At 62.9% G+C, this 14,830-nt stretch carries 17 protein-coding genes; 2 read left to right on the plus strand and 15 right to left on the minus strand.

Translation table 11 applies throughout. From position 1 onward, the window contains the following. Nucleotides 1-132: 132 nt before the first annotated feature. Both ABIB00_RS15165 and ABIB00_RS15170 read right to left on the minus strand, forming a co-directional pair. The gene (locus tag ABIB00_RS15165) at nucleotides 133-696 is read right to left on the minus strand and encodes a YceD family protein (protein ID WP_354104903.1); all 564 of its coding nucleotides are present in this window, start codon (nucleotides 694-696) and stop codon (nucleotides 133-135) included. After that, complete coding sequence (locus ABIB00_RS15170) at nucleotides 693-1,259, minus strand: ubiquinol-cytochrome C chaperone family protein (protein ID WP_354104904.1); 567 nt, start codon at nucleotides 1,257-1,259, stop codon at nucleotides 693-695. The genes ABIB00_RS15165 and ABIB00_RS15170 overlap by 4 nt, the downstream gene beginning before the upstream one ends. Nucleotides 1,260-1,357: 98 nt before the next feature. Between ABIB00_RS15170 and ABIB00_RS15175 the strand changes: the two genes are divergently transcribed. Both ABIB00_RS15175 and ABIB00_RS15180 read left to right on the plus strand, forming a co-directional pair. Beyond that, a complete protein-coding gene (locus ABIB00_RS15175) occupies nucleotides 1,358-1,843 on the plus strand; it encodes an outer membrane protein assembly factor BamE (protein ID WP_247445482.1) in 486 nt (161 codons plus the stop codon). A gap of 96 nt (nucleotides 1,844-1,939) precedes the next feature. Further along, nucleotides 1,940-2,941 (plus strand): Bug family tripartite tricarboxylate transporter substrate binding protein, encoded by a 1,002-nt coding sequence (locus ABIB00_RS15180; protein WP_354104905.1) that lies wholly within the window; start codon nucleotides 1,940-1,942, stop codon nucleotides 2,939-2,941. 175 nt (nucleotides 2,942-3,116) lie between these two features. On the opposite strand, the gene ABIB00_RS15185 is transcribed toward ABIB00_RS15180, so the two are convergent. From ABIB00_RS15185 to ldtR, 13 genes are all read right to left on the minus strand, one after another. Further along, nucleotides 3,117-5,237, minus strand: coding sequence for a sodium-translocating pyrophosphatase (locus tag ABIB00_RS15185; RefSeq protein ID WP_354104906.1), 2,121 nt, complete (start codon nucleotides 5,235-5,237; stop codon nucleotides 3,117-3,119). A 236-nt stretch (nucleotides 5,238-5,473) separates the two neighbouring features. Beyond that, nucleotides 5,474-6,475: a thiamine-phosphate kinase gene (thiL, locus tag ABIB00_RS15190; protein ID WP_354104907.1), complete on the minus strand. Its 1,002-nt coding sequence runs from the start codon at nucleotides 6,473-6,475 to the stop codon at nucleotides 5,474-5,476. Between the two features lie 152 nt (nucleotides 6,476-6,627). Next, a complete protein-coding gene (nusB, locus tag ABIB00_RS15195) occupies nucleotides 6,628-7,125 on the minus strand; it encodes a transcription antitermination factor NusB (RefSeq protein WP_354104908.1) in 498 nt (165 codons plus the stop codon). A gap of 2 nt (nucleotides 7,126-7,127) precedes the next feature. Next, nucleotides 7,128-7,619: a 6,7-dimethyl-8-ribityllumazine synthase gene (gene ribH, locus ABIB00_RS15200; protein ID WP_247349421.1), complete on the minus strand. Its 492-nt coding sequence runs from the start codon at nucleotides 7,617-7,619 to the stop codon at nucleotides 7,128-7,130. Nucleotides 7,620-7,690: 71 nt separating this feature from the next. Continuing rightward, entirely contained in the window at nucleotides 7,691-8,299 is a 609-nt protein-coding gene (locus tag ABIB00_RS15205; RefSeq protein WP_354104909.1) for a riboflavin synthase, read from the minus strand. Between the two features lies 1 nt (nucleotide 8,300). Further along, on the minus strand, nucleotides 8,301-9,449 hold the full coding sequence (gene ribD, locus ABIB00_RS15210) for a bifunctional diaminohydroxyphosphoribosylaminopyrimidine deaminase/5-amino-6-(5-phosphoribosylamino)uracil reductase RibD (protein WP_354104910.1): 1,149 nt from the start codon (nucleotides 9,447-9,449) through the stop codon (nucleotides 8,301-8,303). Beyond that, nucleotides 9,446-9,928, minus strand: coding sequence for a transcriptional regulator NrdR (gene nrdR, locus ABIB00_RS15215; RefSeq protein WP_247349424.1), 483 nt, complete (start codon nucleotides 9,926-9,928; stop codon nucleotides 9,446-9,448). Before nrdR ends, ribD begins: the two co-directional genes overlap by 4 nt. A 15-nt stretch (nucleotides 9,929-9,943) precedes the next feature. Then, nucleotides 9,944-11,242, minus strand: coding sequence for a serine hydroxymethyltransferase (glyA, locus tag ABIB00_RS15220; protein WP_247349425.1), 1,299 nt, complete (start codon nucleotides 11,240-11,242; stop codon nucleotides 9,944-9,946). Nucleotides 11,243-11,443: 201 nt separating this feature from the next. Then, nucleotides 11,444-12,916 carry an AAA family ATPase gene (locus tag ABIB00_RS15225; protein WP_354104911.1) on the minus strand — a complete coding sequence of 491 codons (1,473 nt, stop codon included), beginning with the start codon at nucleotides 12,914-12,916 and terminating at the stop codon, nucleotides 11,444-11,446. Then, complete coding sequence (locus tag ABIB00_RS15230; protein WP_354104912.1) at nucleotides 12,913-13,254, minus strand: AAA family ATPase; 342 nt, start codon at nucleotides 13,252-13,254, stop codon at nucleotides 12,913-12,915. Before ABIB00_RS15230 ends, ABIB00_RS15225 begins: the two co-directional genes overlap by 4 nt. A 282-nt stretch (nucleotides 13,255-13,536) precedes the next feature. After that, nucleotides 13,537-13,758, minus strand: a complete 222-nt coding sequence (locus ABIB00_RS15235) for a hypothetical protein (protein WP_247349426.1) — start codon at nucleotides 13,756-13,758, stop codon at nucleotides 13,537-13,539. Between the two features lie 37 nt (nucleotides 13,759-13,795). Then, nucleotides 13,796-14,029: a hypothetical protein gene (locus ABIB00_RS15240; RefSeq protein WP_354051695.1), complete on the minus strand. Its 234-nt coding sequence runs from the start codon at nucleotides 14,027-14,029 to the stop codon at nucleotides 13,796-13,798. Nucleotides 14,030-14,233: 204 nt separating this feature from the next. Beyond that, complete coding sequence (gene ldtR, locus ABIB00_RS15245; RefSeq protein ID WP_007603420.1) at nucleotides 14,234-14,752, minus strand: transcriptional regulator LdtR; 519 nt, start codon at nucleotides 14,750-14,752, stop codon at nucleotides 14,234-14,236. Nucleotides 14,753-14,830: the final 78 nt, after the last annotated feature.

Genomic DNA, 14,830 nt, shown 5'->3' on the forward strand with positions numbered 1-14,830 from the left:
GGGACGATCCGGCTGCGGACGGACGATTTCACAGGTAGTATATAGAAATCAGATAGATAACTTGACCTTTCAAAGCGCCGCCGCAAACACCTCACGCCCCCTGGCAAAGCGGTCTTCTGGGGAAGACGGCACCTATTTGTCTTTCTTCTTGTCCTGAAGCGCCTTCAGTACCGCAAAGGGATGGTCCTCCGGATCGGGGGCGGTGGCCTCCACCTCGAATACGACCCCCGGCTTCCGCGGATAGGGATCGACCGCCAGGAACAGCGCATCGGTGGCAAGCCTCCCGAGGTCAATGATGCCATTGACGATCGCCTCCGGCGGATCGGCGACATGCTCCTTATCGTTCTGCCCCTCCTCCATCAGATCGGCCAGCCGGCGCACCTCGGCCTCCGGGGCGAATATAAGGTCCACCTCTTCCTTGATCTCGTTCTCGATCGGGTCGAGGGTGACCACACAGGTCTGGCCGATCCGGGCGTGAACGTGCCCCGTGACCTGGATCCGGTTGCCGCTTTCCGGCACGACATCGAAGGCGGCCTGGACAGAGAGGACCTCCCGCAAGCCTGCCATCTCGGCCATGGCCTGCCGCTCGGCGGCCGAGGCCTCGAGCTTGCGATGCAGCCCGGTGTCGGGGATCTGTGCAATGACGACGGGCACCCGCCAGGGATCGGGCCCGGGTCCTGTAATCGGTCGGCTCATGGCGTGACATCCTCAGGAAGCGCTGGGGGAAACTTGAAGGACGCACCCAGCAGTGCGGCCTCGCCCGTCCGGCCCAGATCGGCCTCGGTAGCCCTGGCATAGTCCGCCAGTCGCTGCGCCTGATCCATGCCGGCTCCATTCAAGATATTCTTGCAGATCGCCGATGCCAGCGTCGCGTCGCCGCCTTCCATGGCCTGGTCGTAGGCCTGGACCCGGCCGTAAAAGGCCTCGCCGAAGGCCCGCATCCGCTTCGGCACGGTCTGGTCGCCTATCCCCATCTCGCGCAGATTGTCGTCCATGTCCTCGCAGAAGCGATCGAACAGCGCCTGCGACAGCTCGGTGGCGCCTTGTTGGGGTGCGCCATGGACCGTGCGCAGGCGGCGCAGCAGCAGCCAGAGATGCAGCAGCAACAGGTCGAAACGTCCGTTAACCGTATCCGGCACGCCCAAGTCTCGGTAAAATATGGGTTCTCGCGCCTGCGTCACGATCATGCCATAGATGGCTTCAATGGTGCCCGGCGAGGCTAGCCGGGGTTTCCTGAAGTGATTGAACGGCCAAAACATTGTGGTTTCCGCAAGCGGGCGCGCGCGTGTTGCATTCAGAGTCTCCGCCCGGTACTTCAGCGCCTCGCGCGACGCAAGGGGACGGAATCAGTTCCGCTATGACGATAACGAACCAGACCAGCCTGCGCGCGGACAAGCGGCGCGGCGTTCAAGCACGTTGGCGCGGCTTGCGCCTGTTCGCGGCCACGGCCCTGGTTGGCGTTGCGCTTGCCGGCTGCACCGGCGAGCAGTTCCAGAAGGGTTACATCCTGCCGCCCAACGCGCTGGAGCAAATTCCGATCGGCGCGAGCCAGGATCAGGTGCTGATCGTGATGGGCACCCCCTCCACGGTCGCAACCCTCGACGGCGAGGTGTTCTATTACATCTCGCAGCGCTCGGAGCGCATGGTCGCCTTCATGAACCAGAAGGTGGTCGACCAGCGCGTCATCGCCGTCTATTTCGACAAGTCGCGACGCGTGCGTCGGCTTGCGAATTACGGTCTCCAGGACGGCAAGATCTTCGACTTCGTCAGCCGCACCACGGCGACGTCGGGCCAGGAGATGAGCTACCTCACGCCGATCTTCAAGCTGCTGAGCTTTAACTGAGCCTTCATCCTGCGGCGTCGTGCCGCTGCGTGCGACTTGCCGTTGCGCGTCCTGTTCCATACGCTCCTTGCAAAACAAGAAGCAGGGAGTGGATTCGTGCCCAATAGATTGCTGTCCCGCCGTCGCGTGCTCACCGGTGCTGCCGGCCTCTCGGCCGCAGCGATCCTGCCGCGATCGAGCCTGGCAGACTGGAAACCCACCGAAAACGTCCGCGTCGTGGTGCCCGCCGCCGCCGGCGGTTCGACCGACGTGATGGGCCGGCTCCTGGCCGCGCATCTGCAGACCGCCTGGGGCCAGTCGGCCGTCGTTGAAAACCGCTCCGGTGGCGGCGGCACGATCGGCGCGGCCGAGGTGGTCCGTTCGAAGCCGGACGGCCACACCATCCTGATCGGCAATCCCGGTCCGAACGCAATCGCCTACAGCATTTTCAAGAACCTCACCTACAAGCCGAACCAGCTCCAGCCGGTCTCCAACATGATCCGGATCCCGAACATCGTCTCGGCGCATCCGAAGACCGGCATCAAGTCGATCGCCGAGCTGATCGCCTATCTCAAAACCAATCCCGACAAGCTCAGCTACGCCTCCTCCGGCGTCGGCCAGAGCCCTCACCTCACCGGCGCCTGGTTCCTCCAGCTCACCGGCCTGAAGATGACGCACATCCCGTTCCGGGGCGCCGGTCCCGCGCTCCAGGCGGCGCTCGCCGGCGACATCCAGATCCTGTTCGACAACCTCTATCCGAGCCTGCCGCAGGTGCAGAACGGCACGCTCACCGGCCTCTGCGTCACCACGACCGAGCGCAGCGACCTCGCGCCGAACCTGCCGACCATGCGCGAGAGTGCGCCGGAGCTGGCGAATTTCGACGTCTCGTCGTGGTTCTCGGTTTTCCTGCCGAAGGGCGTCTCTCCTGCCGTGCTCGAGGCGCTCAATCTCCAGGTGAAGGCGATGCTCGAGCGCGACGACATCAAGAAGAACATCGTCGCTATGGGCGCCCGAGCCGACTACGGCACGCCGCAGCAGTTTGCCGAATTCGTGGACGTCGAGACGAAGAAGTTCGCCGGCATCATCCAGAAGGAAGGGCTGCAGATGGACGTGCAGTAGGCGTCACTTCCATCATGCGAGCGCAGCGAAGCAATCCAGAATCCCTCCGCGGAAAGACCCCGGATTGCTTCGTCGCAAGAGCTCCTCGCAATGACGGGGTGAAAGCATCCAACCTATCGAACAGAAAACCCCGCGGCTCGCGCCGCGGGGTTTTGTCTTGTTTCGTTCGCGCCGCTCAGTGCGCCAGGATCGCAAGCAGCAGCAGAGCCACGATGTTCGTGATCTTGATCATCGGGTTCACCGCGGGACCTGCCGTGTCCTTGTAGGGATCGCCGACGGTGTCGCCGGTCACGGCCGCCTTGTGAGCACCACTGCCCTTGCCGCCGAAATGACCGTCCTCGATGTACTTCTTGGCGTTGTCCCAGGCGCCGCCGCCCGAGGTCATGGAGATCGCGACGAACAGGCCCGTCACGATCACGCCGAGCAGCATCGCACCCACGGCCGAGAATGCCGCCGACTTGCCGGCCACGCCGCCACCCGCGATGGCGTAGATCAGGAAGTAAACCACGATCGGCGATAGAACCGGCAGCAGCGAGGGGATGATCATCTCCTTGATCGCCGCACGGGTGAGCAGGTCGACCGCCTTGCCGTAGTCCGGCTTGTCGGTGCCCTGCATGATGCCCGGCTTCTCGCGGAACTGCCGGCGCACCTCCTCGACGATCGCGCTCGCCGCGCGGCCCACAGCCGTCATGCCCATCGCGCCGAACAGATACGGCAACAGACCACCGAACAGCAGGCCCACCACCACGTAGGGGTTGTTGAGCGAGAAGTCCGGATTGACGCCGGCGAAGTAGGGATGGTGCGCGGAGTCTGCAACGAAGAACTTGAGGTCCTGGTTGTAGGCCGCGAACAGCACCAACGCACCGAGACCGGCGGAGCCGATCGCGTAGCCCTTGGTCACCGCCTTGGTGGTGTTGCCGACCGCGTCGAGCGCGTCGGTCGACTTGCGCACCTCCTTCGGCAGGCCCGCCATCTCGGCAATGCCGCCGGCGTTGTCGGTCACGGGACCGAAGGCGTCGAGCGCAACGACCATGCCGGCCAGCGCCAGCATGGTGGCAGTCGCGATCGCGATGCCGAACAGGCCGGCGAGGCTGTGGGTGACAAGGATGCCGGCGATGATGACGATCGCGGGCAGCGCGGTCGATTCCATCGAGATGGCAAGGCCCTGGATCACGTTGGTGCCGTGGCCGGTCACCGAGGCCTGGGCGATCGACTTCACCGGACGATAGTCGGTGCCGGTGTAGTATTCAGTGATCCAGATGATCAGCGCGGTGACGATGAGGCCGACCACGCCGCACTCGAACAGCGCCATGCCGGTGTAGTCGACGCCGTCGAGCTTGCCGAATCCGATCAGGTAATGGATCACGCCGGCGATGCCGACCAGCGACAGGATGCCGGTTGCGATCAGGCCCTTGTAGAGCGCGCCCATGATCGACTGGCTCGGCCCGAGCTTCACGAAGAAGGTGCCGATGATCGAGGTGATGATGCAGATGCCGCCGATGGCGAGCGGCAGCGTCATCATATCCATCAGGATCGGCGTCTTGGCGAAGAAGATCGCCGCGAGCACCATAGTGGCGACCGCGGTCACCGCATAGGTCTCGAACAGGTCGGCAGCCATGCCGGCGCAGTCGCCGACGTTGTCGCCGACGTTATCGGCGATGGTCGCCGGGTTGCGCGGATCGTCCTCGGGAATGCCGGCCTCGACCTTGCCGACGAGGTCGCCGCCGACGTCCGCCCCCTTGGTGAAGATGCCGCCGCCGAGACGGGCGAAGATCGAGATCAGCGAGGCGCCGAAGCCGAGCGCCACCAGCGCGTCAACCACGGTCCGGCTATCGGGCGCGAGCTTCAGCGAATGGACCAGGAAGCCGAAATAGAGGGTCACGCCGAGCAGCGCGAGACCCGCCACCAGCATGCCGGTGATCGCACCCGCCTTGAAGGCGAGTTCGAGGCCGCCGGCAAGCGATGTCGTCGCCGCCTGCGCGGTGCGCACATTGGCGCGAACCGAGACGTTCATGCCGATGAAGCCGGCCCCTCCCGACAGGATGGCGCCGATCAAAAAGCCGACCGCGACATAGAGACCGAGCAGATAGGCAAGCAGCACGAAGATGACGATGCCGACGATACCGATCGTGGTGTACTGACGCCTCAGGTAGGCCTGTGCGCCTTCGCGTACTGCCTCCGCGATCTCCTGCATGCGCGGCGACCCCGCATCCGCACTCAAAACCGAAGATGTCGCCCAGATCGCGTAGACGACGGAAAGCACTCCGCAGAGCACAATCAACCATAATGCTGTCATGTGATTTTTTGCCTCAGATCCTTGATGAACGTACCCCCGGCGCCTTTTATTTTCCGTCGTGCGGTGCGGCGCCTTGATGTTGAACAAGGCCGCCCTTGCCCGAAGGCGCGGCCCTAGTCGGTCACAAGCTTGCCAAAATCAAATTGAGGGTGCAACGCCGGATAAGGCCGAAAAAGCCGATCTCGGCAGGTATTTAGGCTCAGTCGGAGAGACTGGACGCCGGTTTGGGGCAATTCCTAGAAGTGGCTGTAGGACAGCCGCTTCAAGACCAGTTCCTGGCCCTGCCCGTCCAGGAAGCGCGGCCGCTCATGGCCAGCCACGATCGTGCCGATGGCCGTGACGGCAAGGCCTGCCGCCCGTCCCAAGGCAATCAGCGCGTCGCCTTGCGCCGGCGGCACCGTGCACAGCACCTCGTAATCGTCACCCCCGGCCAGCAGCGTCTCAACGCAAACGACGTTGGCCGCGATCAGGCCGGCCGCAGCAGCCGAGAGCGGCATGCTCGCCACGTCGATCGTGGCCGAGACGCCTGATGCCGCACAGAGCTTTGTCAGATCTCCGGCAAGGCCGTCGGAGACATCCATCGCAGCCGTCGCATGGTCACGCACGGCCTGCGCGAGAGCATTGCGCGGCTGCGGCACGCGATAGCGCGAGATCAGCACCTCGCGCGCGTGCGGATCGGAGGCCAGCGCACCCGCCGCCGCGCCGCCGTTGAGCACGTTGAGGCCGAGCGCGGCGTCACCAATTGTCCCCGTCACTAGGATGCGGTCACCCGGCCTTGCGCCGGTGCGGCCGACCATCTGCCCCCGCGGCACGCGGCCGAAGGCGGTGATCGAGATCATCTGCGGCCCCGGCGTCGACACCGTGTCGCCACCGAGCAGCGGGCAGGCAAATATTTTCGCGTCCTCGCCCAGCGCATCCGCGAACGGCCTGAGCCAGGCGTCTTCCTTGCTGCGCAGCGCCAGCGTCAGCACGAAGCCGGCAGGGGTCGCGCCCTTGGCCGCGAGATCGGACAGATTCACCCGCAGCGCCTTGCGCGCGATGGTGTCGGGCGGATCGGTGGCAAGATAATGCACGCCCTCCACCACCGCATCGGTGGTGACGACGATATCCTCGCCTTGGGATTTCAGGATGGCGGCATCGTCCACGAGCCCTAGCGCGCCGGGATCGGTCGCCAGCGGCTTGAAATAGCGCGCGATGAGGGAGTCTTCGGCGGATACCGGTTCTTTGTCCTGCGTCACGGTACTAGACCCGTCATCCTGAGGTGCGAGCCCTTGCGAGCCTCGAAGGATGCGTGGCCGAGATGCACCCTCGGTGGCACGCCGCCGTCCTTCGAGGCGTCCGCTTCGCTCCGGCACCTCAGGATGACGGCTACGGCGGACGTCGTCTCAATCTACCCCCGCCCGAACTCGTCACCGCGAAACTGGCGGCCGATCTGGTCGAGCACCGCGTTGACCATGCCGGTCTCCTCGCGATCGACGAAGGCGTTGGCGACGTCGACATATTCCGAGACCACGACGCGGCCCGGAACGTCCTTGCGGTGCTCCAATTCGTAGGCCCCGGCCCGCAGCACCGCGCGCAGGATCGCTTCGATGCGCTTCAACGGCCAGCCCTTCGACAGCGCCTCGTCAATCAGGGGATCGAGCTTCTTCTGGTCGCGTACGACGCCGGAGACGACGTCGCGGAAGAACGCCGCTTCCGCCGGGAGATATGTATCGCCCTCGACCTCGTTGCCGAGCCAGTGGCTCTCGAACTCCGCAAAAATGTCGTTGATGCCGGCGCCGGCGATGTCCATCTGGTAGAGCGCCTGCACGGCGGCGAGCCGCGCCGCACCGCGTCGGTTCGCCTTCTTCTCCGCGCCAGCCGGCGGCCTTTTGTTGCTATCGGCCATGATCAAGCTCGCGCCAGCCGGCGTTTTATCCGCAGCATCGCAATCGCGGCGCGCGCGGCATCGCCGCCCTTGTTGAGCTCGCTGGCGCGCGCTCGCGCCCAGGCCTGCGCCTCGGTGTTGACTGTGAGGATGCCGTTGCCGAGCGGCAGCTTTCGCGCCACCGCTAGGTCCATCAGCGCGCGCGAGGATTCCTGCGAGACGATCTCGAAATGGATGGTGTCGCCACGGATCACGCAGCCGAGCGCGATCACGGCGTCATAGGGCTTGCCATTGGCAGCCGCGGCATCGATGGCAATCGCCACCGCCGCCGCGATCTCCAGCGCGCCGGGAACCGTGATGACATCATGGGTCAGGCCCGCCGCCTTCAACTCGGCCACTGCGCCGTCCAGAAGCGCGTCCTGGAGATCGTCATAGAACCGCGCCTCGACAATCAGCGCGCGCGCGCCGGAAATGTCGGTCTGGTCCTTCAGGGGTGCACGCCGTGCGTCAGCCATAATCGATCCGTTTCAAAGGGGTTGGCGCTATGTAGTCGCCGCCAGCGGGTAAGCCAAGTTCAAAGACGCCGTCACTTCATTTCCGTCAGCCGCGCCGCGTAGCGGGCCATCAAATCGACCTCAATATTGACCTCGGTGCTTGCCTTCCAGGTACCGATCGTCGTGACCGTCAGGGTGTGCGGGATGATCAGCACCGAAAAGATCACGTCCTTCACCGTATTAACCGTCAGCGACACGCCGTCGAGCGTGATCGAGCCCTTGGTCGCGATGAACCGCGCCAGCTCCCGCGTCGTGGAGAGCTCGAACCGAGCCATGTCGGGCAGGTCCTCGCGGCTGACGAGGGTCGCGATGCCATCGGCGTGGCCGGCGACGATATGCCCGCCAAGCTCGTCGCCGATCTTGAGCGCACGCTCGAGGTTGAGCCTCGTGCCGACCCTCCAGTGCTTTGCGGTCGTCAGCGCCAGCGTCTCGGCCGCAGCATCGACGTCGAACCAGGTGGAGCCACTTTCGACACCCGAGGCGACGACGGTCAGGCAGACGCCGTTGCAGGCGATCGAGGCGCCATCGGCAATGGTGGTCTGATCGTAGCGGCAGGCGATGCGCAGCCGGTGCAACTGGCCCTGCGCCGTCGGCTTGAAGCCGACGATCTCGCCGATATCGGTGACAATGCCGGTGAACATGTTATGCGCGCTCGTAGACGGTGAGAGTATCGTGCTCGAATGTCTCGCTAGCATGAACCTTGTAGGCCTGCGACTGCGTGATTTTCGACAGGGGCAATGCATCGAGCGCATCCACCCCGTCGGCGCCCACCGCTTCCGCGCCGCGGAACAGCCATATCTCGTCGGCGAGGCCGGCCGTGACGAAGGACGCCGCAACGCGGCTGCCGCCCTCGACCATCAACCGCGTGATGCCCTTCTCGGCCAGCGCCTGCAGCACGGCCGCAAGATCGAGCCCGGATGCGTTGCCCGGCGATATGCGGATCACCTGCGCACCGGCGGCGCCGAGCCGCGTGGCGGCCGCAGCCTCCGCGAGCTCAGAACCCACCACCCACAGCGGTGTCTCGCGCGCAGAGCCGACGAGCTTGCTCGCGCCGGGAATGCGCAGGCTCCGATCGAGCACCACGCGCACCGGCGAGCGCGCCGCCATGCCCGGCAGGCGGCAGTTAAGCTCGGGATCGTCCGCCAGCACCGTGCCGATGCCGATGAGGATGGCGTCGCTCTGCGCGCGCAACAGATGCACGCGGTTGCGCGCCGCCTCGCCGGTGATCGCAACCGGCTTGCCCCCGGCCGCGCCGATCTTGCCGTCGGGCGAGACCGCGAGCTTCAGGATCACATGTGGGCGGCGATCCCGGATACGGCGAAAATGCCCGGCGTGGTCGAAGGCGGCCTCCACCGCACAAGGACCCACATCCACCGTGATGCCGGCAGCACGCAGGCGGGCGTGGCCTTGGCCGGCGACTTCCGGATTGGGATCCTCGATCGCGGACACCACCCGCTTGATGCCGGCGGCGATCACCGCGTCAGCGCAGGGCGGCGACTTGCCGAAATGCGAGCACGGCTCCAGCGTGACGTAGATCGTGGCGCCGCGCGCGGCCTCGCCCGCACGCTGCAGCGCTTCAGGCTCGCCATGCGGCCGTCCGCCAGGCTGGGTCCAGCCGCGGCCGACGATGACGCCGTCCTTGACAATGACGGCGCCGACGGCCGGATTGGGCCAGGTACGCCCCTGCCCGCGCCGGCCGAGCGCCAGGGCCAGCGCCATGAAGCGCCGATCGGTATCCCTGGACTCGCGGGCCTTCTGTGCAAATTGATCCTCCAGGATTCGGAAGATCATTTGCGGATCGCGGCGAGCCGCGCTTGCTCCTCACCGGAGAGCTCGCCGAGCACGTCGGCGAAATCCTTGGCCTCGCGGAAATTGCGGTAGACCGAGGCGAAGCGCACATAGGCGACGTCGTCGAGCGTGCGCAGATGCTCCATCACGGTCTCGCCGATCACCTCGGAGGAGATTTCGGCCTCGCCCCCGGTCTCGAGCTCGCGCACGATGGTGGAGACCATCTTCTCGACCCGCTCCGGCTCGACCTGCCGCTTGCGCAAGGAGATCGACACCGATCGCATCAGCTTGTCGCGGTCGAACGGCACGCGGCGTCCGTTGCGCTTGATCACCGTGAGTTCGCGCAGCTGCACGCGCTCGAAAGTGGTGAAGCGAAAATTGCAGGCGACGCAAACGCGCCGCCTGCGGATCACGGACGAGTCCTCGGTCGGACGCGAGTCCTTTACCTGCGTATCGAGACTGTTGCAGTTCGGGCAGCGCATCCGTTTAACCCAACCTTACTGGTAGATCGGAAACCGGTCGGTGAGCGCCTTGACCCGTTCCTTGATCGCGGCTTCCACCAGCGGCGCCTTGCCGTCGTCGGACTGCGCGATCGCGTTCAGGACTTCGACGATCATGCTGCCGACCTGCTGGAATTCAGCGACGCCGAAGCCGCGCGTGGTTGCCGCCGGCGTGCCCAGCCGAATACCGGAGGTGACAAACGGCGACGCGGGGTCGAAGGGAATGCCGTTCTTGTTGCAAGTGATGGCGGCGCGGACCAGCGCCTTCTCCGAGACGTTGCCCTTCAGGCCCTTCGGCCGGAGGTCAACGAGCATCAGATGGTTATCGGTGCCGCCGGAGACAATGTCGAACCCGTGGCCCTTGAGGGTTTCGGCCAGCGCCTTGGCGTTCTCGACGACGTTCTTCGCATAGACCTTGAAGTCCGGACGCAGCGCCTCGCCGAAGGCCACCGCCTTCGCCGCGATCACGTGCATCAGCGGTCCGCCCTGAAGACCCGGGAAGATCGCCGAATTGAGCTTCTTGGTCAGCGCCTCGTCATTCCACAGCATCAGCCCGCCGCGCGGACCGCGCAGCGACTTGTGCGTCGTGGTGGTGGTGATGTGGGCATGCGGCACGGGTGAGGCATGCACGCCGCCGGCCACGAGGCCCGCGAAGTGCGCCATGTCGACCAACAGGTACGCGCCGACGCTGTCCGCGATCTCGCGGAAACGCTTGAAGTCCCAGGCGCGCGAATAGGCCGAGCCGCCGGCGACGATCAGCTTCGGCTTGACCTCTTCGGCCTGCTTGGCGACCGCGTCCATGTCGATGATCTGGTCCTCACGGCGCACGGTGTAGTGCGCCGCCTTGAACCACTTGCCGCTCATGTTGACGGGCGAGCCGTGGGTGAGATGACCGCCGGCCGCAAGATCGAGGCCCATGAAGGTGTCGCCGGGCTGGAGCAGCGCCAAAAACACCGCCTGGTTCATCTGGCTGCCGGAATTGGGTTGCACGTTGGCAAAGCCGGCGCCGAACAGCTTCTTGGCGCGATCAATCGCGAGATTCTCGGCGACGTCGACCCACTCACAACCGCCGTAATAGCGCGCGCCGGGATAACCTTCCGCGTATTTGTTGGTCATCACCGAACCCTGCGCTTCCAGCACGGCGCGGCTGACGATATTCTCGGAGGCGATCAGCTCGACCTCATGGCGCTGCCGGCCGAGCTCGCCCTTGATGGCGGCTGCGATTTCCGGGTCGGCCTGATCGAGCGAGGCGGTGAAAAACGAATCGGGGGCGGAGGCGGTCTTGGCGAAGGTCATCTTGCGAATATCTCCACCGCCGCAGCCTTTTGGCGGGCTACGGGCGGGTCTGGTGTGGCGATCGGAAGCGGCGAGCGCGATCTACCACATCGCCCGCCCCCGGCCAAGGGTTTGCGGGTCGGGGACCGGATTTATGCCAGATATGGTGGGAAATGGAAAATTGGAGGTACGACCCCACCATCAAGACATTCTTGAAAGTCTCTAGTCTCCATCGACAATGGTTTTTGCGGAAAACACCTCTAAATCTGCGATTAGCAGCCTGACTTCCTTAGGAATTTCGCCCGAAGTCATAGCGTCGACGATCGAAGTGGGCGTCACGTTGACGCTGAAATCGCTTTGAAGGCGGGAATTTAGAGCACTTAGCGCTTCTTTACCGGGGACGATCGCTAAACGGCTCTCAGGGGTTCGCCAGAGATCCTCAAATTCCTCCAAAATCGCCTGACTGAATGTAGCCTCATGCACTCCAGTCGTCTGTTGGCGCTCGAATGCCCGGCGGGTAGCCAGATATTGCGCCTGGACATAGCTCTTTTTTTGCTTTGCAAACTCTTCGAGAAGCTGTTCAGCGATCGGCTCGGGTCTAATCTTCTCAGTCTTTCCCGACCTTCGTGCCCGATCAACTCTCTTACGCAGCACGGCTCGATCGATGGCGGCTGGAACCAGCACAAAATTCTCGATCTCCTTGCTGTGATGAATGGTAACCAACGCACAAAACTTCTCACAGTCCTCCTTGATGGCCTTTCGCTCAGGGTCACTCCGGTAGTCCTTGTCGAGAATCGCCGCAGCAAGAATCGAGCCACCAAGTGTAGTTTCCATTCCGGCTTTTAAGCTTCTAATCCTTTCAGGATTGAAGCCTTCGACCGGAACAACAGCAAAGTGGCTTCGATTTCCCACGATAGAATAGTCGAGTTTCAGTGCAAACTTTGACAAGAGCTGAAAGTCCTGGCCTTCGACGAATACAACTCGGCGCGATTTTGCGAGCTGTGTGAGTATCGGATTCAAGTTTGAGCCAAGGATGGAGAAAACTTCTTCCAGCTGCGAAGGCTGCTTGATCCTGCGACCACTCGTTCTTTGTTTGTTGATCAGCACAATATCGTCAGTTTCAGCCTCAGTAATTATCTCCGTAGAATGCGTAGCGAGGAGTATGTCTGGCCCCATCTCGCGCAGAAGCCCGATTAGTTGGCGTTGCAACTCCGAATGAAGATAGATGTCCGGCTCATCTATGAGAAAAAGCGCGGTGTCGCGCGACTGGATTATGTGCGTGAGCATTTGGCACCACACTTGAAATCCGAAACCAGCCCAGAATATCTCACGAGGTATCCGCTCCTCTGGGCAGAACATGTGCAAGCGCGGCTTGCCATGAGACATGTCGATCGTCGGACGCTCGACGTCCATTCCTGGCCACGTACGAACTAGCGCGGCCTGAAATTCATCGAACTTTTCGGGAAAGTGATGCCAAATATTTCGGAAGTTGCGCGCAGCTCGATAGTTGAAAAGCGCTAGCCTTGCTGCTTCAGGCTCGTACAGATTTTCGTTGTGTTCAAGCGGCCCTAGTATCGGAACGAAGCCGATCCTGCAGTTGAAATGTGACCTAAAGGTTGAAGGCGTAAAATTCGAACGGCCGTCCGAGTTTGCGATCAGATAGCAAATACCTTGCTCTGGAAAATAGAGGATCAATTCATTTGAATTTGAGAGCGTGAATTTACCGTCGCCGATTCGGAATCGTCGTAGTTGTAAAATAAGTTCTCCTCTGCAACGGAAATGCTGCGTAAGTCTATTTGATAGCCGTGGGTCGGTCCCATTCCCATCGGACCGTTAATTACATACGACTTCCTGTTATAGGCCCGCCTCATGCCTGCTGCGAGAATGCGAAATGCAGCTAAGACGGTCGATTTTCCTGCATTGTTCGGGCCCACCAAAATATTAAAATGCCGAAGCGAAAGACTGAACCTCTTGAATGCCTTGAAGCGCGAAAATTCAACTTTGACAAAACGAGTCGCGTCATCACTCGACATAGTTTGCCGCCCCCCATTCGTGGGGCGCGCGAACGTAAGCGCGAGCCCTTGCGGTTCCGCCTCTTGCGCACGGCGAGATTATCTCGCCTGAAATTCATTTGAATTTGGCCCGTCGTGTCTGCCGGCCCGAGGCAATAGGTTTCAATTACAACTAATGGTGGTCCACTTCGATCAGCTAAAAGTCGAATGACCGGAGTTTTCCCCATCCGGCAATCCGTCTCGGGAGAAAACTGGAACCGCAAGGCCGGGGCGCCCTAGGGCTACCCCGACACGAGTACCCCGTCACAGTCCGGTATACCCCGCCTTCACCGGGTCCACACTGCCGTCGAGCTGGCGCAGGTAGGTCAGGCCGCACACCGTCAACCTGTGGGTGTCCTTCTCGCCGGCTTCCATCAACGTATTGAGATAGTTCGTGACCTTGGCCCTCGCCTCCGCGCTCGCCGCAGAGCTGCGGTTGGCGAGCAGGTCATAGGTCTGCATGATGCGGTCGATGGCAGCTTCCATGGCATCCTCTGGTTCTTCGACATGTTGGGAGTCGTGATCAGGCAACCGCTTTGGCCTCGGACTGCGCTTCAAACCTGGCGATGGCCTTGTTGGCCAGCCTGATCTTGTTGAATTCGCCGTGCTGGAGCAGTTTGATGACGATCTCGAGCAGGCGTTCGTCGGTGACGAGGGTGTCGCGGATCGCGCCGGAGCGGCGAAGATAGTTCGCGGCGATGGCATAGGCCTCGCTCACGAGTTCCACGTTCGCCCCCACGCCACGCTCGACCAGCATCATCAGCCTCCGATCCGAAGAGGATAAGCGCGGAACCGGGAACTCGTTCCCACCGGTTAGCGATTTTTTTCGCAACCGCGAAATGACAAAACGCACCGGTCCGGACAGAGAGCCGGGCCGATGCGCTTGGGGAAGTTCAGGCACGTTCGGGAGGCTTGCCGGTCTTGTTGTGGGGCCGGCTTGGCCAAGTCTCGTCGAACGAACTCAGAGACGATACAGGATCTGGTCGGTCCAGAACCGCTCGAGGCGGTGCAGCGACTTGTTGAGGGTCGAGAACTCCTCACCGGAGATGCCACCGACCTGCTCCACCGTCTTGACGTGCTTCTGGTAGAGAGAGTCGACGATGCGGCGAACTTCCTGGCCCTGCGGCGTCAGGCGGATGCGCACCGAGCGGCGATCAACGCGCGAGCGCTGGTGATCGAGGAAGCCGAGCTCGACGAGCTTCTTCAGATTGTAGGAGACGTTGGAGCCGAGGTAATAACCGCGCGTGCGCAGTTCGCCCGCGGTCAGCTCCTTGTCGCCGATGTTGTAGAGCAGGAGCGCCTGCACCGAATTGATGTCCGCGCGGCCGCGGCGATCGAACTCGTCCTTGATGACGTCGAGCAGCCGGCGATGCAGCCGCTCCACCAGAGTCAAAGCTTCCAGATAGAGCGTCTGCACCGAACCCTGCTGGCCGGAGACGCGCTCTGCGGTATCTGCCGCAGTTGCGACGGCTTTCATCATGACACTTCCCCTGTTGTCGTTTTTATCGACACTCATTCGACGAAACTTGTGCTCCGTCTGATAGGTGCAACTTAAGGG

The sequence above is a fragment of the Bradyrhizobium sp. LB14.3 genome (assembly GCF_040547985.1).
In the GTDB taxonomy this organism is placed as follows: Bacteria; Pseudomonadota; Alphaproteobacteria; order Rhizobiales; family Xanthobacteraceae; genus Bradyrhizobium.

Excerpts from the sequence above, each read along its gene's own strand:
- ABIB00_RS15165 (WP_354104903.1), bottom strand. The coding sequence starts at position 696 with ATGAGCCGACCGATTACAGGACCCGGGCCCGATCCCTGGCGGGTGCCC.
- ABIB00_RS15170 (WP_354104904.1), bottom strand. The coding sequence starts at position 1,259 with ATGTTTTGGCCGTTCAATCACTTCAGGAAACCCCGGCTAGCCTCGCCG.
- ABIB00_RS15175 (WP_247445482.1), top strand. The coding sequence starts at position 1,358 with ATGACGATAACGAACCAGACCAGCCTGCGCGCGGACAAGCGGCGCGGC.
- ABIB00_RS15185 (WP_354104906.1), bottom strand. The coding sequence starts at position 5,237 with ATGACAGCATTATGGTTGATTGTGCTCTGCGGAGTGCTTTCCGTCGTC.
- nusB (WP_354104908.1), bottom strand. The coding sequence starts at position 7,125 with ATGGCCGATAGCAACAAAAGGCCGCCGGCTGGCGCGGAGAAGAAGGCG.
- ribH (WP_247349421.1), bottom strand. The coding sequence starts at position 7,619 with ATGGCTGACGCACGGCGTGCACCCCTGAAGGACCAGACCGACATTTCC.
- ABIB00_RS15205 (WP_354104909.1), bottom strand. The coding sequence starts at position 8,299 with ATGTTCACCGGCATTGTCACCGATATCGGCGAGATCGTCGGCTTCAAG.
- ribD (WP_354104910.1), bottom strand. The coding sequence starts at position 9,449 with ATGATCTTCCGAATCCTGGAGGATCAATTTGCACAGAAGGCCCGCGAG.
- nrdR (WP_247349424.1), bottom strand. The coding sequence starts at position 9,928 with ATGCGCTGCCCGAACTGCAACAGTCTCGATACGCAGGTAAAGGACTCG.
- glyA (WP_247349425.1), bottom strand. The coding sequence starts at position 11,242 with ATGACCTTCGCCAAGACCGCCTCCGCCCCCGATTCGTTTTTCACCGCC.
- ABIB00_RS15230 (WP_354104912.1), bottom strand. The coding sequence starts at position 13,254 with ATGTCGAGTGATGACGCGACTCGTTTTGTCAAAGTTGAATTTTCGCGC.
- ABIB00_RS15235 (WP_247349426.1), bottom strand. The coding sequence starts at position 13,758 with ATGGAAGCTGCCATCGACCGCATCATGCAGACCTATGACCTGCTCGCC.
- ABIB00_RS15240 (WP_354051695.1), bottom strand. The coding sequence starts at position 14,029 with ATGCTGGTCGAGCGTGGCGTGGGGGCGAACGTGGAACTCGTGAGCGAG.
- ldtR (WP_007603420.1), bottom strand. The coding sequence starts at position 14,752 with ATGATGAAAGCCGTCGCAACTGCGGCAGATACCGCAGAGCGCGTCTCC.